Origin of the sequence: Brevundimonas sediminis (genome assembly GCF_048799765.1) — a bacterium.
In the GTDB taxonomy this organism is placed as follows: Bacteria; Pseudomonadota; Alphaproteobacteria; order Caulobacterales; family Caulobacteraceae; genus Brevundimonas.
Genome location: NZ_JBLYQK010000006.1, coordinates 1 through 19589, shown reverse-complemented (window position 1 = coordinate 19589; position 19589 = coordinate 1). Strand labels below are relative to the sequence as shown.

21 protein-coding genes and 1 pseudogene are annotated in these 19589 nt (G+C 69.1%); 7 read left to right on the top strand and 15 right to left on the bottom strand.

What is annotated here, in order from left to right:
* Window positions 1-24: 24 nt before the first annotated feature.
* Window positions 25-909, top strand: coding sequence for an oxygenase MpaB family protein (locus ACLQ7T_RS05240; protein ID WP_420478465.1), 885 nt, complete (start codon window positions 25-27; stop codon window positions 907-909).
* Complete coding sequence (locus ACLQ7T_RS05235) at window positions 909-1370, top strand: GNAT family N-acetyltransferase (RefSeq protein ID WP_420478464.1); 462 nt, start codon at window positions 909-911, stop codon at window positions 1368-1370. The genes ACLQ7T_RS05240 and ACLQ7T_RS05235 overlap by 1 nt, the downstream gene beginning before the upstream one ends.
* Window position 1371: 1 nt before the next feature.
* On the opposite strand, the gene ACLQ7T_RS05230 is transcribed toward ACLQ7T_RS05235, so the two are convergent.
* The 11 genes from ACLQ7T_RS05230 to serS all read right to left on the bottom strand — a co-directional run bounded on the left by ACLQ7T_RS05230 (window position 1372) and on the right by serS (window position 10526).
* A complete protein-coding gene (locus ACLQ7T_RS05230; RefSeq protein WP_420478463.1) occupies window positions 1372-1680 on the bottom strand; it encodes a hypothetical protein in 309 nt (102 codons plus the stop codon).
* A 16-nt stretch (window positions 1681-1696) separates the two neighbouring features.
* Complete coding sequence (locus ACLQ7T_RS05225) at window positions 1697-2320, bottom strand: squalene/phytoene synthase family protein (RefSeq protein WP_420478462.1); 624 nt, start codon at window positions 2318-2320, stop codon at window positions 1697-1699.
* 71 nt (window positions 2321-2391) lie between these two features.
* The gene (secF, locus tag ACLQ7T_RS05220) at window positions 2392-3381 is read right to left on the bottom strand and encodes a protein translocase subunit SecF (RefSeq protein WP_420478461.1); all 990 of its coding nucleotides are present in this window, start codon (window positions 3379-3381) and stop codon (window positions 2392-2394) included.
* Window positions 3381-4979, bottom strand: a complete 1599-nt coding sequence (secD, locus tag ACLQ7T_RS05215) for a protein translocase subunit SecD (protein WP_420478460.1) — start codon at window positions 4977-4979, stop codon at window positions 3381-3383. Before secD ends, secF begins: the two co-directional genes overlap by 1 nt.
* A 31-nt stretch (window positions 4980-5010) precedes the next feature.
* A complete protein-coding gene (yajC, locus tag ACLQ7T_RS05210) occupies window positions 5011-5316 on the bottom strand; it encodes a preprotein translocase subunit YajC (protein WP_420469717.1) in 306 nt (101 codons plus the stop codon).
* Between the two features lie 121 nt (window positions 5317-5437).
* Window positions 5438-6592, bottom strand: coding sequence for a peptidoglycan DD-metalloendopeptidase family protein (locus ACLQ7T_RS05205; RefSeq protein ID WP_420478459.1), 1155 nt, complete (start codon window positions 6590-6592; stop codon window positions 5438-5440).
* A gap of 133 nt (window positions 6593-6725) precedes the next feature.
* Entirely contained in the window at window positions 6726-7370 is a 645-nt protein-coding gene (locus ACLQ7T_RS05200; RefSeq protein ID WP_420469719.1) for a protein-L-isoaspartate(D-aspartate) O-methyltransferase, read from the bottom strand.
* Window positions 7367-7717: a hypothetical protein gene (locus tag ACLQ7T_RS05195; RefSeq protein ID WP_420478458.1), complete on the bottom strand. Its 351-nt coding sequence runs from the start codon at window positions 7715-7717 to the stop codon at window positions 7367-7369. The genes ACLQ7T_RS05200 and ACLQ7T_RS05195 overlap by 4 nt, the downstream gene beginning before the upstream one ends.
* A gap of 17 nt (window positions 7718-7734) precedes the next feature.
* Window positions 7735-8526 (bottom strand): 5'/3'-nucleotidase SurE, encoded by a 792-nt coding sequence (surE, locus tag ACLQ7T_RS05190; protein WP_420478457.1) that lies wholly within the window; start codon window positions 8524-8526, stop codon window positions 7735-7737.
* Between the two features lie 62 nt (window positions 8527-8588).
* Window positions 8589-8999, bottom strand: a complete 411-nt coding sequence (locus tag ACLQ7T_RS05185; RefSeq protein WP_420478456.1) for a hypothetical protein — start codon at window positions 8997-8999, stop codon at window positions 8589-8591.
* A 126-nt stretch (window positions 9000-9125) separates the two neighbouring features.
* Window positions 9126-10526, bottom strand: a complete 1401-nt coding sequence (gene serS / locus ACLQ7T_RS05180; RefSeq protein ID WP_420478455.1) for a serine--tRNA ligase — start codon at window positions 10524-10526, stop codon at window positions 9126-9128.
* A gap of 144 nt (window positions 10527-10670) precedes the next feature.
* Between serS and ACLQ7T_RS05175 the strand changes: the two genes are divergently transcribed.
* A complete protein-coding gene (locus tag ACLQ7T_RS05175) occupies window positions 10671-11453 on the top strand; it encodes a hypothetical protein (RefSeq protein ID WP_420478454.1) in 783 nt (260 codons plus the stop codon).
* Here the strand turns inward: ACLQ7T_RS05175 and ACLQ7T_RS05170 are convergent.
* Entirely contained in the window at window positions 11439-12242 is an 804-nt protein-coding gene (locus ACLQ7T_RS05170; RefSeq protein ID WP_420478453.1) for a thiazole synthase, read from the bottom strand. The two genes, ACLQ7T_RS05175 and ACLQ7T_RS05170, sit on opposite strands and share 15 nt — an antisense overlap.
* A 39-nt stretch (window positions 12243-12281) precedes the next feature.
* Complete coding sequence (locus tag ACLQ7T_RS05165) at window positions 12282-14699, bottom strand: membrane-bound PQQ-dependent dehydrogenase, glucose/quinate/shikimate family (protein ID WP_420478452.1); 2418 nt, start codon at window positions 14697-14699, stop codon at window positions 12282-12284.
* Window positions 14700-14915: 216 nt separating this feature from the next.
* Between ACLQ7T_RS05165 and ACLQ7T_RS05160 the strand changes: the two genes are divergently transcribed.
* Together ACLQ7T_RS05160 and ACLQ7T_RS05155 are read left to right on the top strand one after the other, a co-directional pair.
* Window positions 14916-15287, top strand: a complete 372-nt coding sequence (locus tag ACLQ7T_RS05160) for a hypothetical protein (protein ID WP_420478451.1) — start codon at window positions 14916-14918, stop codon at window positions 15285-15287.
* 280 nt (window positions 15288-15567) lie between these two features.
* Window positions 15568-16815 (top strand): vWA domain-containing protein, encoded by a 1248-nt coding sequence (locus ACLQ7T_RS05155; RefSeq protein WP_420478450.1) that lies wholly within the window; start codon window positions 15568-15570, stop codon window positions 16813-16815.
* A 13-nt stretch (window positions 16816-16828) separates the two neighbouring features.
* Here ACLQ7T_RS05155 and ACLQ7T_RS05150 read toward each other — a convergent pair whose 3' ends face one another.
* Complete coding sequence (locus ACLQ7T_RS05150) at window positions 16829-18520, bottom strand: hypothetical protein (RefSeq protein WP_420478449.1); 1692 nt, start codon at window positions 18518-18520, stop codon at window positions 16829-16831.
* Window positions 18521-18596: 76 nt separating this feature from the next.
* Window positions 18597-18794, bottom strand: coding sequence for a sulfur carrier protein ThiS (gene thiS, locus ACLQ7T_RS05145; protein ID WP_420469728.1), 198 nt, complete (start codon window positions 18792-18794; stop codon window positions 18597-18599).
* A 99-nt stretch (window positions 18795-18893) separates the two neighbouring features.
* Here thiS and ACLQ7T_RS05140 point away from each other — a divergent pair, with 99 nt between their 5' ends.
* Both ACLQ7T_RS05140 and ACLQ7T_RS05135 read left to right on the top strand, forming a co-directional pair.
* The gene (locus ACLQ7T_RS05140) at window positions 18894-19361 is read left to right on the top strand and encodes a type II 3-dehydroquinate dehydratase (RefSeq protein ID WP_420469729.1); all 468 of its coding nucleotides are present in this window, start codon (window positions 18894-18896) and stop codon (window positions 19359-19361) included.
* Between the two features lie 19 nt (window positions 19362-19380).
* Window positions 19381-19589, top strand: a pseudogene (locus tag ACLQ7T_RS05135) (acetyl-CoA carboxylase biotin carboxyl carrier protein); the annotation flags it as partial.

Genomic DNA, 19589 nt, shown 5'->3' with positions numbered 1-19589 from the left:
CGGCGCAAGCCGCCGGAGCCCCGAATGTCCTCTCCCCTGCCTTTCGAGTTCGCCCGCCGCGCGGTGCGCCAGAAAATCACCGATGTCTTCAACGACGCCGAGCAGGGCGAGCGGCCGGTGCTGCGTCGCGCCGACGCCCTGTTCCCGCCCGACGGGGTGGCTGCGCGGGTCAACGGCGACGTGGTGACCATGATGATCGGCGGGGTGTCCGGCCTGCTGCTGCAGATGCTGCATCCGGCGGTGCTGGCGGGGGTCTGGGACCATTCCGACTTCCGCGCCGACATGCACGGCCGCCTGCGCCGGACCGCCAAATTCATCGCCACCACCACCTATGACCATGCGGAAAATGGTCAGGCGATGATCGACAAGGTCAATCGCATCCACGCGAAGCTGGCGGGCGTTCTGCCGGACGGCACGCCCTATCGCGTCTCTGATCCCGCCCTGCTGGCCTGGGTGCATGTGACCGAGACGATCAGCTTCCTCGACTCCTGGATCCGCTACGCCGAGCCGGACATGACTATGGCGGATCAGGACGCCTATTTCGACGAGATGGCCCGCATCGGGGCGGCTCTGCACGCCGATCCCCTGCCCCGGACGCGGGCAGAGGCCGAGGCCCTGATCCAGAGCTATCGCCCGCAGTTGAAGGCCGACGCCCGCACCCGCGAGGTGGCGCGGATGGTGATGCGCCAGCGGGTCGGCTCGCCCGCCGTCGACGCCGCCGCCGGGGTCATCATGCAGGCCGGGCTGGACCTGCTGCCGGACTGGGCCCAGGCCATGCACGAGCGGCCGTTCGGACCGCCGCGCGCCCTGACCCGCGCAAGCGCCCTGTCCACCGCCCGCGTCATCCGCTGGGCCTTTCGGGGCTCGCCGAATGTCCGGGTGCATCCGCCGGAAGTGACGCGCTACTGATGCCCTTCGATATCCATGTTGATGACCTGTCGGGGCGGCCGACACAGGACCTTCTGGCCTTCCATGTCGCTCAGATGCAGGTCTGGTCGCCGCCGGAATCCGTACATGCCCTGGACCTGTCAGCGCTGAAGACCCCCGACATCACGGTCTGGACGGTGTGGGACGGCAAGGCGGTCGCCGGGGTCGGCGCCCTGCGCGAACTCTCTCCGGAACAGGGGGAGCTGAAGTCGATGCGGACCCATCCGGATCACCTGCGCAAGGGCGTGGCCGCGGCCCTGCTGGAGCACATCATGGATGAGGCGAAGGCGCGGGGTCTGAAACGACTGAGCCTCGAAACCGGCTCGGGCCCTGCCTTCGAGCCCGCGCTGGCGCTGTACCGCCGCCGGGGCTTTGCCGAGGGCCCGGCCTTCGGCGGCTATACGGCGACCGACTTCAACCGGTTCCTGCACCTGGACCTGTAGGTCACGCCTTCCGGTCGGCCAGACGGACGAAATAGACCGACCCATAGGCGCCGATGCCGAGCAGGGCCAGGGTCACCACCAGCGGGGCGTCTCCGACCGGATAGTGGAGGATGGCCGTCCAGTACCACTGGAAGCCGGCGAAGACCGCCATGGTCAGGAGCCAGGGCGCATAGGCCAGTTTGAAGGCCCGGGCGAACCCGCGCGGAGGCGTGCCGCCCGTCCGCATGAAAAAGCCGGTGATCGCGGCCGGCGCCGCCGCCAGTCCGAAGACCTGGCCCAGAAGCAGGACGATGTCGGCGAACGCGGTCACGGGGACCTCCTTCAGGTCAGAGGCGGCCGCGAACGGTCGCGGCCACCAGAGTCAGGCGTTTCAGAAACTCGGGCGCCGCGGGCCGGATCAGCGCTGCCGGCGCGACCGCGGGAAAGGCGACGACCGGGAGGCGGCGCAGACCGCCGTTGGCCTGCCGGCGCAGGGCGCGGGCCTCGTCGATGCGCCCGGTCTGGGCGAGTCCCCGCACCCGGCCGGCGTCGGTCACTTCGGCATCGTGCCCCTCACCCGCCAGAACCCGGACGGCTATCTGCATGGGGCCGACATAGAAGGCGTCCAGATCGTGCGGCTCGCCGTGCACCCGGCCGATGTGGGCCTCGATCAGGGCGTCGAAAGGCGCGCGCGGCAGGCTGCGCCGGGCGACCAGATCCGTCAGCGCCTCCAGCACCGGATGCCCCTTGCGCGGCACGCCGCTGAACACGCCGTCCATCTGCTCGGCCCACCAGGTGAACCGCATCTCGGCCAGCAGCGGCTGGGTGACCCGGGACGGGATCGCCATCAACTCGGCTTCGAAGGCGTACAGGGTGATCAGGTCCGCCCGGGCGCGCGGATCGGCGACGAAGCGGCTGGCCAGCCAGCGGTCGATGTCGGTCTCGCGAACCTGGGTGTCGAGATCGGTCATGGGGTCCTGCAAGCAAAACGGGGCGGATCGTCGGACCCGCCCCGTCAGATCAGTCTTCGGTCAGGGCCGGATCAGGGCCGCGAGGCCATGCCCAGCTTGATCGGCTTGGCGTCGTCGGCCGACCCCCCGCGCTTTACGCCCCACAGCAGGATGATCGGCGCGCCGACGTAGATCGACGAATAGGTGCCGATGATGATGCCGAACATCAGGGCGATCGAGAAGCCGAACAGGGCCTCGCCCCCGAACACGGCCAGGGCCGCCAGCACCATGACGGCGGTGACGCCGGTGATGATGGTCCGCGAGAGGGTCTCGTTCAGCGACAGGTCGATCACGTCGCGAAGCGGCATGGTCTTGTACTTGCGCAGGTTCTCGCGAAGGCGGTCGAACACGACGACGGTGTCGTTCATCGAATAGCCGATCACGGTCAGGATCGCCGCGACCATGGTCAGGCTGAACTCGAGGCGGAACAGCACGATCAGGCCGAAGGTCAGGACCACGTCGTGCACCAGACCCGCCACGGCGCCGAAGCCGAATTGGGGCTCGAAGCGGAACCAGATGTAGAGGAACATCAGTACGATGGCCGAGAGAAGGGCCAGCAGGCCCGACTGGAGCAATTCGCCGGACACCTTGGAGCCGACGACGTTGACGCCGGAATAGGCGACCTCGCCGGTGGCCTGGGTGATGGCGCCTTCGACCTGGGCCACGACCGAGGTCTGGTCACGGCCTTCCGGGACCTGGAAGCGAACGATGGCCGCGGAGCCGTCGTCGATATTGCTGTCGCGTCGGGCGATGCCCTGCACCTGGACGTCGCCGAGCTCGAGCTCGTTCACCGCCCGGCGGACATCGTCGAACTGGATCTGCTGACCGGCGGGTTTGGTCATCTCCAGCGAGGCGCCCCCGCGGAAATCGATGCCCATGTTCAGACCGGGCACGAAGCAGGCCACGATCGAGGCGACGCAGAGGATCACCGACAGGAAGGCCGCCGGCTTCGAGTAACGCACGAAGCGGAAATTGGTCTTCTGCGGCAGCAGTTTGATGAGGGGCCATCCACGCATCGCCATCACTCCGCGATCGGCAGTTTCTTGGGTTTGGCCATTTTCAGCCATATCGCCAGCAGCACCTGGGCCACCAGCACGGACGAGATCACCGAGGTCACGACCCCGATGCCCAGCGTCCAGGCGAAGCCGCGGACCGGGCCTGCGCCGAAGACGAACATGATGGCCGCGGCGACCAGGGTGGTCACGTTGGCGTCGATGATGGTCGCCATGGCCTTGGAGAAGCCGGCGTCCATTGAGGCGATGACGCTGCGACCCATGCGGGCCTCGTCACGCATCCGCTCATAGATCAGCACGTTGGCGTCCACGGCCACGGCGAAGGTCAGGATCAGACCGGCGATGCCCGGCAGGGTCAGGGCCGCGCCGACGAGGCTCATACAGGCCACGATCATCACCCCGTTCAGGACCAGGCCGATGACGGAAATCCCGCCGAACAGCAGGCCGTAGGCCAGGATCATGAAGACCACGATGATGATGAAGCCGATGGCCGTCGACAGGGCGCCGGCGGCGACCGCGTCCTCGCCCAGCTCGGCCGAGACCGTCCGGCGTTCCTCGACCTTCAGCGGGGCCGGCAGGGCGCCGCCGTTCAGCAGGTTGACCATCTCCGAGGCCTCCTGGATCGAGAACTGTCCCTCGATGATGCCCGAGCCCCCGGTGATCGCCGTATTGATGCGCGGCGCCGAGATGACTTGGCCGTCCAGGATGATGGCGAAGGGGCGGCCGATGTTGGCCGCGGTGGCCTCGCCGAAGCGGCGGGCGCCGGCGCCGTCGAAGCGGAAGCCGATGGCGGTCTGCTGACGGCTGTCGGTCGTGACCTCGGCCTTGGTCAGGTTCTCGCCCGAGACCAGGATGCGGCGCTTGACCAGATAGGCGGCCTGGGCCTGGCCCGGCGCGGCCGGAAGCACTTCGGCGTCCGGCGGGATGATCCCCGTCTGCAGCGCCTGGGTCTGGTTCTCGACATCCACCATCTGGAAGGTCAGCTGGGCGGTGCGGCCGATCAGGCGTTCCAGTTCGGCGGGGTCGCTCTGACCCGGCGCCTGGACCACGATGCGGTCGGCGCCCTGGCGGGTAATCGAGATTTCCTTGGTGCCGCTGCCGTCCAGACGACGACGCACGACCTCGATCGACTGGGTGACCGCGTCGGCCGCCATGGCGTTCATCGTCGCGTCGGTGAAGGCGTAGCGGATGCGGTTGTCGCCCTGACGCTGGACCACCCGGTCGGCGACGCCGCGCGCGTTGCCCGAGATGAGCGCGCCCATCGCCTGCTGCGCCAGTTCCATCTGGGCCGGATTGGCGAGGGTCACGACCACGCCGTCGGCCTGCCTCGAAATGCTCGAGACGCCCACATTGGCTTCCGCCAGCACCGTCCGGGCGTCCTCGCCGAGGTTGTTCAGGCGCTTTTCGCGCATGGCCGGGACGTCGACCTCCAGCAGGAGGTAGGACCCGCCCTGCAGGTCGAGGCCGAGGTTCAGGGTGCTCTTCGGCACCCAGCCGGGCAGCGCATCGCGCTGGGCCTGGGTCAGGAAGTTCGGAACCGTGAAGACGATCCCGAACAGAACGGACAGGGCGAGAAGGATGACCTTCCAGCGCGACAGGTGAATCATGCGGGCTGCCCCGAACCTTTCAGGAGACCGATCAGGCCTTGGCGTCGTTGGCGGCGACCGCCGTGCGGTTGCGGACGTCGGCGATCATCGACTTGACCACGGGAACATTCACGCCCTGGGCGATCTCGACCATGACCTGATCGTTCTCGACCCGGGTCACCTTGCCGATCATGCCGTTGGACAGCACGACGGTCTCGCCCCGCTTGATCGCCTCGATCATCGCCTTGTGCTTCTTGATCTGCTGCGACTGCGGCCGCAGGATCAGGAAGTAGAAGAGCGCGATCATCGGCACGAGGAAGACGAACATCGAGCCGGGGCCCGCCAGAAATTCCTGCACTTCTTGATCTCCGAAAGCGCCGGGCGCGCCCAAGGCGCCGCCCCCTGAAAATGAGGCGCGGAACCTAGGGCGCGTCGTTACACTTTGCAACGCGGCGCGAAATCGCGGCCGCCGGTTTGCGCTATCGCGGCAACACGGTCAGCGGGTCGAGGGCGTTGGGTTCGTCGCCGCGCATGCGCCAGGTTTCAAAATGGATCGAGGGGCGGCCGTCGCCGGCCGTGGTCCCCACGGTGCCGATCTGCTGGCCGGGCGTCACATTGTCGCCGTCGCGCACGGTGGCCGATCCGAGGTGGCCGTAGACCGTCCGCCAGCCGTCGCGGTGGACGATCAGGACCGTGAGCCCCTGCCCGGCCAGGTCATCGCCGACATAGCCGACGCGGCCGTCGGCGGCCGCCGAGACGACGGCGCCGGCCGGCGCGCCGATGTTGATGCCGTTGTTGCGTTCGCCCATCCCGACCGGGCCGAAGCGACGCAGGATGTCACCGCGCACCGGCCAGTCGAGGGCGACGCCTGCGGCCGCCGGAGGAGCGACCGGCGGGGCGGAGGCCGCGGGCTGGCGCGGCGGCGGCGGGACCGTCGCGGCAGGGGGTGGCGGCGGCGGAGGCGGAACCCCCTCCTCCGGCACGGTCACGCCCATCGGCGACGGTCCGGTCGCATAGGGATCGCCGCCGATGTCGATCGCGCCTTCCGGCAGGACGATCCGCTGGCCGGGCGAGATCGCCGCCCGCGGACCGAGATTGTTCAGGTCGATCAGGGTCTGCACCGGGGTCTGGAAACGCCGGCCGACGCCCGAGATCGTGTCTCCCGGCTGGATTTCATAGGCGGCGCCGGCCACAGCGGCGGCGGCGCCGAGCTCCCGCGCGGGCGGCGGAGGCGCAGTGAACCCTTCCGAGGCCGGACCGGCGGCCGGCCGGTTGGCGGGCGCGGCATAGGGTTCGTTCGGGACCTCGGTATAGGGCCGCGTCGGCATGACGTACGGCCGGGCTCCGCCCGAGGCCGCCGGAAGCTCGCCGCCCTCGATGCTCTCCACCGGCGCGGCGCGGGGCGGCGGGACTTCCCGGGCGGGGTCCGTGGCGCCGCGAACGCCTTCCCCGGTCGGCGCCGGGCGGATCGGTGAGACCGGAGCGGCCGGCGGCGGGGTGCGGGAGGCCTCGCCGGCGGGGCGATCGGCGTGGATCGAGTAGCGGGGCTCGCGCGGATAGCTGGAGCAGGCCGCCAGCGCGCTGACCGCTCCCAGCAGTGTCAGGATGCGCATACCGTCGCCCATTCGTTTCATTCGCCCGCTCCGATCTCGCGCCCGATCCGTCAGGCCGACCTGACCCGGAAAACCGCGCCAAAGTTGGGCGGGAAGGTTAATCAAAGCTTGCCGGAAGGCCAGATGTGAGGGGCGCCCCCTTGCCGGGCGGTCGTCATCCCTCCTTCGCCGTCCCCTCCACCAGCGGAACGAACCGCACCTCGGTCAGGCTTTCGCGGCGGAACGATCCGTCAGGCTGACCCACATAGCGATGCAGCATCTGCACCGAGCTGCGGCCAACAGGGCAGACCAGCACGCCGCCGGGCTTCAGCTGTTTCAGAAGCTCCGTCGGCTCGCCGGGCGCCGCGGCTGTGACCATGATCCGGTCGAAGGGCGCCTGCTCCGGCCAGCCCAGACCGCCGTCGCCGTGCCGGGTGATGACATTGTCGATATCCAGCTGACGCAGCCGGCTTTCGGCCTCGGTCAGCAGGCTGCGATAGCGTTCGACGGAGTAGACATAGCGGGCCAGCCGGCTGAGCACGGCCGCCTGGTAGCCGCTGCCGGTGCCGATCTCCAGCACGCGGTGCCGCTGCTGGACGTCCAGCGCCTGGGTCATCAGGCCGACGATATAGGGCTGGCTGATGGTCTGGGCGCAGTCGATCGGCAGGGCCTGATCCTCCCACGCCTGATCGAGAAATTTCTCGTGCACGAAGACGGCGCGGTCGATCGACTCCATGGCCGTCAGCACGCGGGGATCGGTCACCCCCTGCTGGCGCAGGCCGAGGATCAGACGTCCGGCGCGGTCGTCGTGCAGTTTCATCGATCAGCCTTCAGGGACACGCGCTCGGCGTAGAGCAGCAACCCGCTGTCGCACCGATCCGCGGGAACGGCCCCCTGCCCTTCCGCCGACACCGCCCGGCCGCGAACAGAGACGCGCCGGTCCCACCAGCGCGCGCCCTGCTCCACGACGCCGCCGGGAAGATCGACGACCAGGCAGCGTCCGTCATCCAGCTCGAGCACGCCCCGTCCGGGGATTTCCGGCGACGGCTGTTTCAACTGCCCCCGAACGGCGCAGAATCCGGGCGCGTCACACCCGAAATCCGCCTCGGGCCGATCCGGCCAGGAGGCGGTAGAGACGCAGCCGCCCAGCGCCACAGCGGCGGCCATCAGGGCGAACACTGTCCTCATTCGGCGGCCACGGCCCGGGGCGGCGCGCCGCCCAGCACCTTCTTCAGGTCGTTGACGCTGGCCATGTGGGTCAGGTCGATGTGCAGCGGCGACACCGAGATGCGGCCGTCGTCCATGGCGCGCAGGTCCGTGCCCTCGGCGTGCTCCTGCTTTTCGCCCCGGAAGCTCATCCAGTAATAGTCGCGGCCGCGCAGATCGGTGCGACGCACCGCGTGCATCTCGCCGATGTCGCGGAAACCCTGACGGGTCACCTCCACCTGGGTCACTCCCTCGGGCGGACGGTTGGGGAAGTTCAGGTTCATGACCACGCCCGGCGCCCATTTCTGCTCCAGCAGCCGGCTGATGATGCCCGGGGCGAAGGCTTCAGCCGTCTCCCAGTGGGCGGTCACCTCGTCGTGGAAGCGCTCAAGGCTCTGGGACAGGGCGATGGAGCGGATGCCGAAGGCCATGCCCTGCAGGGCACCGGCCACGGTGCCGGAATAGGAGCAGTCCTCGCCGACGTTGTGGCCCCGGTTGACGCCGGACAGCACCAGATCGGGCTTCTCCGGCATCAGGTCATTGACCGCCAGAACCACGCAATCGGTCGGGGTGCCGGTGACGGCGAAGCGCTTCGGCCCCAGCCGGTTCACGCGAAGGGGCTCGGTCAGGGTGATCCCCCGCCCCTTTCCGGACTGTTCGACCGCCGGGGCGCAGACCCAGATGTCGTCGGACAGGGTTCGCGCGATGCGCTCCAGACATTCCAGGCCCTCGGCCTCGATGCCGTCGTCATTGGTCAGCAGGATTCTCATGGTCCCGCCGTGAGTAATCCAAACCGCGCGGCCTTGTCAGCCCCGAAGGACGCGACGGGCCTCTAGCGCAGCGCCTCGGCCCGGTCCGCAAGGATGACCACCTCACGGCGGCAGTCGTTGACGATGTTCGAGCCCTGCCAGTCATAGGTCTGGGCGCCGTCGCGATCGGCCCAGGCGGCGGTGCGGCCGTGCAGGCGAACCTTCATGCCGTTCAGATCGCCGGCCGCGCGTTGGGCGTTGCGCGGCAGGGCGGCGCTGACACAGTCGGCGGGCAGTCCGCGGGTGAGGTCGCGCTGCTCGGCGAACAGCTGGATCTCGCCGTTCCGCACCCGGGCCCAGCCCTCGAACTGGCCGGCCGAGGCGTCGATCCAGGATGGCGTCGGGCCGACATTGCCCGGGGTCGAGGCGCAGGCGCCGAGCACGAGCGTCGTCGACAGCAGCAGGGCGGGAGCGAGGCGGGCGATGGGACGCATGGGGCGACTCCTTTGAGGCAGTGAGGCGGGACCAGTGGAGCCGACCGGCGCGACATCTTCATGACGCGCAGCGGGCTCCGGATCTGAAACGCCCGACGCTGCCGGAGGCGCCGTGACGCCTTCCGATCAGCCGCCGACGGCGGTCAGGCCACCCATATAGGGGACCAGAACGTCCGGCACACGGATCGAGCCGTCCGCCTGCTGGTAGTTCTCCATGATCGCGACGAGCGTCCGGCCGACCGCGAGACCCGAGCCGTTCAGGGTGTGCACGAACTCGGTCTTCTTCTCGCCGTCGCGCTTGAAGCGGGCGTCCATGCGCCGGGCCTGGAAGTCGCCGCAGTTCGAGCAGGAGCTGATCTCGCGATACATCCCCTGCGACGGCAGCCAGACCTCCAGGTCGTAGGTCTTGCGAGCCGAGAAGCCCATGTCGCCCTTGCACAGCAGCATCTTGCGGTAGGGCAGCTCCAGCGCCTGCAGGATGGCCTCGGCGCAGCCGACCATCCGCTCATGCTCGGCGTCGGAGTCCTCGGGACGGGTGATGGAGACCAGCTCGACCTTGGTGAACTGGTGCTGGCGGATCAGGCCGCGGGTGTCGCGCCCGGCCGAGCCCGCCTCGGCCCGGAAGCAGGGCGTCAGGGCGGTCATGCGCATGGGCGTCGCCAGCTCGCTCTCGGGCAGGATCTGCTCGCGGACGAGGTTGGTCAGGGAGACTTCGGCGGTGGGGATGAGGAAGCGGCGGCAATCTCTGATGTAACCAAGCGCGTACTGGACGGGATCGAAATCCTCTCCAGCCTCATCAGCGTGAACAGCACGCTGCTCGCAATCGGTCTTAAGCGACGCAAAATTCGCGTCGATTGCCTGAAACAAGTCTTCCTCGAACTTCGGCAGCTGTCCGGTCCCGAACATCGCCTCGTCTCGAACCAGATACGGCGGATTCACTTCCAGATAGCCGTGCTTGTCCGTCTGGGTGTCGAGCATGAACTGGCCGACGGCGCGTTCGAGACGCGCCAGCTGGCCCTTGAGCACGGCGAAGCGCGAGCCGCTCATCTTCGCGGCGGCCTCGAAGTCGAGCAGGCCGAGGGCCTCGCCGAGGTCGGCGTGATCCTTGGCCGGACCGCCTTCGCGGGGCGTTCCCCAGCGGCTGACCTCGACGTTACCCGCCTCGTCCTCGCCGTCCGGCACCTCGTTGGCGGCGAGGTTCTTCTGGGCGGCCAGCAGGTCGCGCAGTTCCTTGCCGACGTTGGCTTCGACTTCCTCGGCGGCGGCGATGTCGGCCTTGAGGGCCTCGACCTCGGCCTTCAGGCGATCCGCCTCGGCCATGTCCTTCCTCGCCATGGCGGCGCCGATCAGCTTGGAGGCGGCGTTGCGCTTGGTCAGGCCGTCCTGCGCCGCGGTCTGCGCCGCGCGCAGTTCGCCGTCGAGGCGCAGCAGGTCGGCGACCAGCCCGTCGGCCTCCTCGACCCCGCGCGACGACCAGCCGCTGACGAAGGCGGCGGGGTTGTCACGGATGGCGCGGATGTCGTGCATGGCTCTAACTCTTGGAAGGGAGAGCGATGCCTTAGCGGGCGCGGCGGATTCCGCCAAGGCCGGGCCGGCGTCAGGTTCCGTCGCCTTGCGACGCGGAACGCTGTCATGCCAGTGTTCGCTCACACCCCCGGAAGGAGACGCGGAATGAAGGCCGTCGCCGCCCTGCCCCTGACCGCCGCGCTTCTGGCCCAGCTGGCTGGCTGCGCCATCGCACCGGCCGCGCCGTCCCTCCCGCAGGCGCGCCCGTCGCAGGGCCAATGCCCTGCCGTGCGCGATATCGACTTCAGCACCCTGGCCCGACGGGCGGCGGCAGGCGATCCCGCCGAGCTCGAGCGTGTCCGGGGCGAGCAGGACCTGATGTTGGCCCGGACGGTCCCGCCGGCTTCCGCGCCGCATCAGCCGGGGCCGGACGCGAGCGTGGTGATCCGCGCCTACAGGCCTTCCGGCTTCTACAGCGGCGACGCCCGTGTCAGCGTGTGGAAGGACGGCGACGGCCAGTGGTGGTTCTGGCGTCAGGACGTCAATCCCTACGCCCCGCCCCCTCCGCCCCCGCCTCCGCCGGGCCGCCCCGGATCGCCGGAGTGGGACGCCTTCATGGCCAATCCGCCGCCGCCCCCGACCGAAGCCGAGCGCTATCCGGCCGTCACCGGCGCCCTGGACCCGGAGCTGGCCGGGGCGATCGAGGCCAACCTGTCGGATCCCTGCCGGGCCTGGGACCCGGACGGGTGGCCGGCCGTCCTGCCGCTGAACCGGCGGATCGACGGCTCACGCGAACGGATCTGCGCCCCGGACGGCGCGGCCTATTTCGCGGATATGATCGTCGCCGGTCAGCCGACCCGGCGGATCGTGCATGCCTGTATCAACGACAGTCCGACCTTCAACGTGATCCGCATCGTCCTGCAGGCGCGGACGTCAGATCAGGCCTGACAGCGGCGAGCTGGCGCTGGCGTACATCCGCTTCGGCATGCGGCCGGCCAGATAGCCCTGACGGCCCGCGATCACCGCGTGCTTCATGGCGCTGGCCATCAGGATCGGATCGCCGGCCCCGGCGATGGCGGTGTTCATCAGCACGGCGTCGCAGCCCAGCTCCATGGCCAGGACGGCGTCCGAAGGCGTGCCGACGCCCGCGTCGACCAGAACCGGCACCCTGGCCTGCTCGACGATCAGGCGGACGTTGACGCGGTTCTGGATGCCCAGACCCGAGCCGATCGGGGCGGCGGCGGGCATGATGGCGGCGGCGCCGGCCTCTTCCAGTCGCTTGGCCATGACCACGTCGTCGGTACAGTAGACCATGACCTGGAAACCGTCCTTCACCAGCAGGTCCAGCGCCCGCAGGGTTTCGACCATGTCCGGGTACAGGTGGGCGGTGTCCGACAGGACCTCCAGCTTGACCAGGTCCCAGCCGCCCGCCTCGCGCGCCAGACGCAGGGTGCGCACCGCATCCTCACCGGTGAAACAGCCCGCCGTATTGGGCAGGAAGGTGAAGCGATCCGGCTTCACATAGTCGACCAGCATCGGCTGGTTCGGATCGGTCAGGTTCACCCGACGCACGGCCACGGTGACGATCTCGGCGCCCGCGGCCTCCGCGGCGTCGGCGTTCTCCTGATAGGTCTTGTACTTGCCGGTGCCGACGATCAGGCGGCTGTTGAAGGTGCGACCGGCGACGGTCCAGCTGTCATTCGCAGAGGAGGCGGAAACGGGGGCATGTGCGTTCATGCCCCCGCTCCTACGCCTTCAACGGCCGCGTTTGAACCCTCAAGCGCCCTGCGGAAGCGCCCAGGCGATCACTTCGTCCGACACCGGGGTCTCCATGAAGTGGTGACCGCCCGGCGCGAGGACCAGGTACTGGCGGCCGCCGGCCTCATAGACCATCGGCGAGGCCTGACCGCCGCCCGGCAGGTGGTCGGTCCAGAGGGTCTCTCCGGTCTTCAGGTCGATGGCCCGGATGAGGTCGTCGGTCGCCGCGGCGATGAAGATCACCCCGCCCGCCGTCACGACCGCGCCGCCGTTGTTCGGCGTGCCGATCTCGATGGGCAGCATGGACGGGATGCCGAACGGTCCGTTCTTCAGGGCCTGGCCCAGGGGACGGTCCCACAGGGTCCGGCCCGAGCGCAGGTCGATGGCGCGGATGCCGCCGTACGGGGGCTCCTTGCACAGCAGGCCGGTGAAGGGCATCCGCCAGCCGGCGTTGACGCTGATCGCATAGGGCGCGCCCGCCTGCGGGTCCCCCGCCCCTTCGGCGCCGCCCTTGCGGGCGTTGGGCTCGCCGCGCGGGGCCCAGCCGCGACGGTCCGCCTCGGCGCGCGGCACCAGGCGGTTGTAGTTCGGCATGTCATTGTAGTTGGCGACGATCACGCCGCGCGCCGGATCGATGGCGACGCCGCCCCAGTCCGAACCGCCGTTGTAGCCCGGATACTGGATGTAGCGACGATCGGCCGTCGGCGGGGTGTAGAAGCCTTCATAGGCCGCGCTGCGGAACTGGATGCGACAGATCATCTGGTCGATCGGCGACATGCCCCACATCTGCTTCTCGGACAGGTCGTCGGGGCGGCGCAGGGTGTGATAGCCGCTGGTCGGCTGGGTCGCCGTGCGCATCTGCGGCTCGACGCCGCCGCGCGGGGCCCGGATCTCGTTGACGGGAGTCAGCGACTGTCCGGACTCGCGGTTGAGGACGTAGATGTCACCCTGCTTGGACGGCAGCACGACCGCCGGAACCGCGCCGCCGGCCGTCGGGAAATCCACCAGCGTGGCCTGCGAGCCGAGGTCATAGTCCCAGACGTCGTGACGCACGGTCTGGAAATGCCAGCGCGGCTTGCCGGTCGTGACGTCCAGCGCCACCAGCGAGGTCGCGTAGTCCAGTTGCGGCCCGGCGCGGTCGGCGCTCACATAGTCGGCGGCGGTCGAGCCCAGCGGCAGATAGACCAGGCCCAGACGTTCGTCGCCCGAGGCCGTGGTCCACATGTTGGGCGTGCCCAAGGTGTAGATCTCGCCTTCCGGCGGGGTGGTGTCGATGTCCGGGCGCATCATGTCCCAGGCCCAGCGCAGCTGGCCCGTCACGGCGTCGAAGCCCTTGATCACACCCGACGGGGCCTGACGATACTGCCCGTCGAGGATCTGGTGGCCGGTCACGACGACACCGCGCACGATGGTCGGAGCCGAGGTGATGGAGACCATGCCCGGGATCAGGCGGCCCATGTTCGCCGAGGTGTCGACCTGGCCGTTCCGGCCGAAGCCGGCGCAGCGCTGGCCGGTGCGGGCGTCGACGGCGATCAGCCGGGCGTCCAGCGTGCCCCAGATGATCCGCGTCGCGCACGGATCGGTCGCCACCGCGTCCGGCACGACATAGTAGGCCACGCCCCGGCAGGCCGCGGTGTAGGGAATGTTGTCGTCGCTGACCTGCGGATCATGCTTCCACAGGTTCCGGCCGGTCGCCGCATCCACCGCCAGCACCATGTTCTTGCCGGTGCAGATGTAGAGGGTGTTCCCGATCTTCAGCGGGGTGTTCTCGGACGCGTATTTGTTCTGCGCTCCAGGGCGGTCGCCGGGCAGATCGCCGGTGTGCAGGCTCCACACCCGCTCCAGCCGTCCGACATTTTCGGGGGTGATCTGGGTCAGGGGCGAGTAGCGCTGGGCGTGGTAGCTGCCGCCGTAGGCCGGCCAGTCGACACCCACAGGGAGGGCGTCGGGGTCGCTGGGCGCCTGCATCTGCGCGATGGGGATTTCGCCGTTCACATGCACCTTGGCGGCGTTGGCCGAGGCGACGCCGCCGATCATGAGCAGGGCCAGCAGGCCGACCGCCCCGCCCGCGGCCCAGACCTTGCCCCGTCCCGGCTTCAAGGCGGGCAAGGCGGCCAGGACGAAGGCCATGAGGACCGCGGGCGCGATCACCCGGGGCACCAGGCCCCAGCCGTCGATGCCGACCTCCCACAGGGCCCACAGGACGGTCAGGACGAAGACGCCGATGTAGATGAAGGCTCCGGTCAGGCTGCGCCGGATCAGGAAAATCCCGCTGGCCAGCAGGCCGAGACCCGCCAGCAGATAGTACCAGGAGCCGCCCAGTCCGATCAGCCAGCCGCCCCCGACAGTGAGCGTCAGGCCGATAAGGGCGAGAACCACCCCGAGGGTGATGATGAGGCCTCCCGCGAGGCCTCCGGGTTTGCGCTCAACGGACATGCACGCCTCCAGCGTTGCCTTGGATTTGCGTGGCCAACCCCTCACCCTGTGCGCGGTTCCGTATGAAAACAGGCCCGGTTACCGATCGGCGATCACAATCCGTTGCCCGCGACGGAGACGGTCGACCCGACGGGCGGTCGGATGCACGGACCGATTGCACTCCGGCATCGTTCGGATAGTCTCGATCGGTCAGAACATGCTTCCGGAGGACGAACCATGAAAACGACAGTGATCCTCACCTGCTGCGCGGCCATCGTGGCCGGCGTCGCGCCGGTCGCGGCCCAGGTTCCCGGCGCGCCGGCGCGCCCGCGGACGCCGCAGGTCGATATGGCCGCGCGCTACGGCTCCAGCATTGCGGAAAACCAGAGTCGTCTCGCGGCCCAGATCGCCGATCCCAACAATCGCGAGGGGATGAGCGACGCTGAACGGGACCGCCTGGCGTTGCTGGAGCGGATTGCTCCCCTGGTGGCGGAAGGGCGCTGCAATGACGCCCGGCAGATGGCCCGTGACGTCGGTGATCGGGCGGTCTCGCGCCGTATCGGGCAGGTCTGCACCGAGGGACGGCCGACGGCGATGCCCGCCGAATAGGCGCGACCGGCGCCTTTCGTCAGTTTTCCGTCGCGTCCGGTGATGTGTCACTACGCATCCGTCACGACGCCACAGGAGAACAGCCTTGCGGATCAGATCTCTCATCACCCGAAGCGCGGCCGCGCTCCTGCTCGCTTCAACGGCGATGACGATCGTCAGTTGCTCCACCGCGACCGCCCCGGTGATCGCGCCTCCGGCGCCGCCGCCCCCGCCTCCTCCTCCTCCGCCTCCTCCGCCTCCGCCTCCGCCTCCGCCCCCTCCTCCGCCGCCTCCGGTCACGATGCCGGCGCCCGCGCCGGGCGCGGTGGAGGATGTGGTCGTCACCGGCAGCCGTGTCGCCCGCGACGGGGATGCGGCCTATACAGAGGGCGACGCCCGGATCGCGGCCGCGACCCCGATCGCCGCCTCCGCGCCCCGATCGACGCCGCCCGCGACGCCGCGGGTCAGCCAGGCCGGCCTGCTGACGGCGGGGGACTATGACGACCTGCTGAACCCGAGCTGGTATGCCGACTACGTCAACCGGTACCTGCAGGATCAGGGCCGGTCCCCGGACGATCTGGTCCTGCCGTGGGTCGACACCCGCGAGGCCGTCACCGTGACGGTGCGGGACAGCGAAGGCCGGCCGGCTCCGTTTGTCGAGGTGTCCGTCTCCCGCCCCGAGGGCGGCCCCGTGCGTCTGCGGACACTCGCGGACGGCACGGTCGTGCTCTTCCCGCGCCTGGACAGGCTGGGGGCGACCGCCGACATCACCGTGGACGGCGCCACGCGCCGGCTGACCATCGGACCGGACAGCGGAGTTGATATCCGCACCAGCCGCCGCGCCGCCGACGTCCGCGCCTTCGACCTGCTTCTGGTCGTGGACGCCACGGGCAGCATGGGCGACGAGATGGAGTATCTGAAGCGGGAGCTGGCCGCGATCATGGACTCGCTCGCCGAGCGCCATCCGGGCGTCAGCACCCGGATCGGCCTGATCGTCTATCGCGACAACGGCGACCAGTATGTGGTGCGCGACTTCCCCTTCACCTCCGATGTCGGCGAGCTGGTTCGCCAGCTGGAGGCCCAGCGCGCGGATGGCGGCGGGGACTATCCCGAGGCCATGGATCAGGCCCTGACGCGGGCGATGGACTATCCGTGGCGCGACAATGCCGTGCGCTCGGTCGTCCTCGTCGCTGACGCCCCACCTCACGACGACCGCATCGCCGCCACCTGGGAACAGGTGCAGGAGGCCCGTAGCCGCCGCATCCAGATCACGCCCGTTGCGGCCAGCGGAGTTGGCCATCGCGCCGAGTTCGTGATGCGGGCCGCGGCCGCGGCGACCCAGAGCCGCTATCTGTTCCTGACCGACGACAGCGGGGTCGGCAACGCCCACGCGACGCCCGAGGTCAAATGCTACGTCGTCACCCGCCTGGACAGCCTGCTGCGCCGGGTGCTGGACGGCCAGATCTCGGGCCGCCGGATCGAGCCGACGGTCAACGAGGTCATCCGCACCGTCGGCCCCTACGACCGGGGCGTCTGCGGGCCGAAATAGGCGGCATCAGCGGTCAGGGCGTCGCGCAGCGGATCGGCGTGACGCCCCGCCCTTCCCGGCCGGCGAACGAGTCCTTGAGCGTGGCGAAGGCCCGATTTCCCATGCCGAACCAGGTCCGCGACGGATCATCGGCAGAGCGGCCATAGACAATCGCCAGCGCCCGCTGGACCTGCTCCCGGTCATCCGCCGACTGGTCGGGAATCGCCCCGATCCGGATGATCAGGTTGTCGTCCATGAAGTCGCCGTAGATGGCCAATGACCGAAGAACCATGGTCCTGCCCGAGTCGCTGGCGCAGATGGCGCCTTCAAGCGCTGCATCCCGTTCTTCGCCGTATCCCATGACAAGTGTCCGGATCGGCAGCCAGGCGGGGTCCTCGTCCTCCAACCAGTCCGCTGTCGGCGCCAGCCGCGCCGTTTCGGAGATCGCCCAGGCCTCCACCGCCTCGTCGAAGAGGGTCATGAGCGGCAGGGTGACCTCGGGCCGGTCGCGGTAGTCGGCGGGGCGCAACAGCTTGATAGCGGGGTCCGCTCCGAACTCCAGGCCCCGGCGGCGCATGTCCCACCACAGGCTCAAGGCGATCTCGGGCCACGCCTGAAGAAGAACCGGTTCGGTCCGCCAGGCCTGGTTCTCCTCATCGTAGCTGTAGTCCGGCCCCCGCATGGCGGTCATCATGCTTCCGGCCAATGTGGCGGCGTCATCGTTCGACAGGCCGCCCAGCCGGGGCAGCGCCATGTCCCTGAACAGACGGAAGGCCGACAGGACGTCGCCGTTCCGCGACCGGTAGCGGATGGTCAGCGCCAATTCGCCGGGGGTGGGCTGCCCCGCGACCAGCCGGTCAAACAGGGGCGCGGCGTCCGGGTGTTCGCCGTTGATCAGCGACAAGAGGACGGATTCCTTCTGACGGCGCAGATCAAATCCCGGGCGCCGGATATCGAAGATCAGGTCCGTTGCGGCGTCGGCGAAACCGCCTTCCCGATTGGCCTCGGGGCCACGGATCGAGAACCGGGGGCTCTCTCCACGCTCCAACGCCGCATAGGCCTGAAGCAGGTAGGGCGTGGGCTTCCACGGCGACAGGGAGCTGAGGTGATCGCGGATGTCGGCGGCGATGGCGCGGTCGGCCGCGCTCGCATTGGCGGCCTCAAGCGCCGGAAGACGTCCGGCCAGATCATCCAGTGCCGCCATCCGGTCCGGATTGCGCTGAACCTCCAGATACAGGTGAAGGGCGCGCGCCCACAGGCTGTTCGGGCCGGCGTAGTCCTCACTGCTCCGGCCGAAGACGGCGGGCGCGACGAACCAGCCTTGCGGCCCGTATCCAGTCCCGTCCTCGTTGTCGGCGAGAAACAGCACATAACGGCGGCCCTGCTGGAAGGTGTAGCGCGAGCAGGGCCCCATGTAACTTTCGGGATGGGCCTGATCGATCCGGTTCGGATCGCTGGGCGCAATCTGACCCAGCCTCGCGCTGCGAAGGACTACGGTCGCCGGCGGAGCACCTTTCCAGCGTTGCTCGACGCGGAAGGTCACTGATGAATCGAAGCCGTCTCCGCCCGTATTTCTCTCGGCGACCGCAACGACAACGCCGTCGGCGTTCTCGGCCAGCTCATAGTTGCTCTGGCGGACGAAGTCCGAGGTGACGGAACAGGCCAGCGCCGCCCCGCCCGTCAGCCAGGTTGCGACAGTCGCCGCCAGAACACCGAGAACCCGCATCTTTCCACCCCGACCGAAAGCCCGGTCCGAAGGTGGGCGACAAACCATGTCGCAACTGTGACGCTTCGGTGTGGTTTCAGCCGCCGCCGACGAACTGGACGACCTCGATGCGGTCGCCCTCGGCGACGGGGGTGACCGCATGCTGCGATTTCGGGACGATCTCCAGATTCCGTTCGACGGCGACCTTTCGCACGTCCAGCCCCAGCTCCTCCACAAGGGCCAGGATGGTGTCCGAACGGACCTCACGAACTTCGCCGTTCACCTGAATCTGCATGACCTTGCGTCAATCTTCTTGCGGCGCGCGCTTGCCTGACGCCACGCCTCAGCTAAAAGGCCCGATCCGATTCCGTCGGAACGTCACCTCTGCGAGCGAATGCCCGACAGCCCCGTCCTCTACGTCCTGAACGGCCCGAACCTCAACCTGCTTGGGGTGCGCGAGCCTGAAATCTACGGACGCGAGACCCTGGCGGACGTCCAGGCCCTGTGCGAGCGCACCGCCGCGGGCGCGACCGTGGTGTTCCGCCAGACCAATCACGAGGGCGAGCTGATCGACTGGGTCCAGGAGGCCCGCGAGAAGGCTGACGCGGTTGTGATCAATCCCGCCGGCTACGGCCACACCTCGGTGGCCCTGCTGGACGCGCTCAAGACCCTGACGGTTCCGATCGTCGAATGTCATCTGTCGAATCCGGCGGCGCGCGAGCGCTTCCGGCATCGCACCTATGTGTCGGCGATCGCCGCCGGCGTGGTTTCGGGCTTCGGCCCGATGAGTTACGAACTGGCCGTGAAGGCCGCCCTTGGACTGGTGCAGGAACGCAGCCTGTCCGAGGATCGTTCGCATTAAAGGACAGCAAGAGGCTCCCATGGCCGACCCGAAGAAGAACGAAGCCGACATCGACGCGACCCTGGTGCGCCAGCTCGCCGACATCCTGAACGACACCGACCTGACCGAAATCGAGGTCGAGAAGGGCGAACTGCGCATCCGCGTCGCCCGTGAGATCACCGTGAGCGCGGCTCCGGTCGCCTACGCCGCCGCGCCCGCCCCCGTCGCTGCGGCGCCGGCGGCCGCGGC

What these genes read in the sequence shown, in the direction of transcription:
- ACLQ7T_RS05240 (WP_420478465.1), top strand. Translation starts at nt 25, where the DNA reads ATGTCCTCTCCCCTGCCTTTCGAGTTCGCCCGCCGCGCGGTGCGCCAG.
- ACLQ7T_RS05235 (WP_420478464.1), top strand. Translation starts at nt 909, where the DNA reads ATGCCCTTCGATATCCATGTTGATGACCTGTCGGGGCGGCCGACACAG.
- ACLQ7T_RS05225 (WP_420478462.1), bottom strand. Translation starts at nt 2,320, where the DNA reads ATGACCGATCTCGACACCCAGGTTCGCGAGACCGACATCGACCGCTGG.
- secF (WP_420478461.1), bottom strand. Translation starts at nt 3,381, where the DNA reads ATGGCGATGCGTGGATGGCCCCTCATCAAACTGCTGCCGCAGAAGACC.
- secD (WP_420478460.1), bottom strand. Translation starts at nt 4,979, where the DNA reads ATGATTCACCTGTCGCGCTGGAAGGTCATCCTTCTCGCCCTGTCCGTT.
- ACLQ7T_RS05205 (WP_420478459.1), bottom strand. Translation starts at nt 6,592, where the DNA reads ATGAAACGAATGGGCGACGGTATGCGCATCCTGACACTGCTGGGAGCG.
- ACLQ7T_RS05200 (WP_420469719.1), bottom strand. Translation starts at nt 7,370, where the DNA reads ATGAAACTGCACGACGACCGCGCCGGACGTCTGATCCTCGGCCTGCGC.
- ACLQ7T_RS05195 (WP_420478458.1), bottom strand. Translation starts at nt 7,717, where the DNA reads ATGGCCGCCGCTGTGGCGCTGGGCGGCTGCGTCTCTACCGCCTCCTGG.
- surE (WP_420478457.1), bottom strand. Translation starts at nt 8,526, where the DNA reads ATGAGAATCCTGCTGACCAATGACGACGGCATCGAGGCCGAGGGCCTG.
- ACLQ7T_RS05185 (WP_420478456.1), bottom strand. Translation starts at nt 8,999, where the DNA reads ATGCGTCCCATCGCCCGCCTCGCTCCCGCCCTGCTGCTGTCGACGACG.
- serS (WP_420478455.1), bottom strand. Translation starts at nt 10,526, where the DNA reads ATGCACGACATCCGCGCCATCCGTGACAACCCCGCCGCCTTCGTCAGC.
- ACLQ7T_RS05175 (WP_420478454.1), top strand. Translation starts at nt 10,671, where the DNA reads ATGAAGGCCGTCGCCGCCCTGCCCCTGACCGCCGCGCTTCTGGCCCAG.
- ACLQ7T_RS05170 (WP_420478453.1), bottom strand. Translation starts at nt 12,242, where the DNA reads ATGAACGCACATGCCCCCGTTTCCGCCTCCTCTGCGAATGACAGCTGG.
- ACLQ7T_RS05165 (WP_420478452.1), bottom strand. Translation starts at nt 14,699, where the DNA reads ATGTCCGTTGAGCGCAAACCCGGAGGCCTCGCGGGAGGCCTCATCATC.
- ACLQ7T_RS05160 (WP_420478451.1), top strand. Translation starts at nt 14,916, where the DNA reads ATGAAAACGACAGTGATCCTCACCTGCTGCGCGGCCATCGTGGCCGGC.
- ACLQ7T_RS05155 (WP_420478450.1), top strand. Translation starts at nt 15,568, where the DNA reads ATGCCGGCGCCCGCGCCGGGCGCGGTGGAGGATGTGGTCGTCACCGGC.
- ACLQ7T_RS05150 (WP_420478449.1), bottom strand. Translation starts at nt 18,520, where the DNA reads ATGCGGGTTCTCGGTGTTCTGGCGGCGACTGTCGCAACCTGGCTGACG.
- thiS (WP_420469728.1), bottom strand. Translation starts at nt 18,794, where the DNA reads ATGCAGATTCAGGTGAACGGCGAAGTTCGTGAGGTCCGTTCGGACACC.
- ACLQ7T_RS05140 (WP_420469729.1), top strand. Translation starts at nt 18,894, where the DNA reads ATGCCCGACAGCCCCGTCCTCTACGTCCTGAACGGCCCGAACCTCAAC.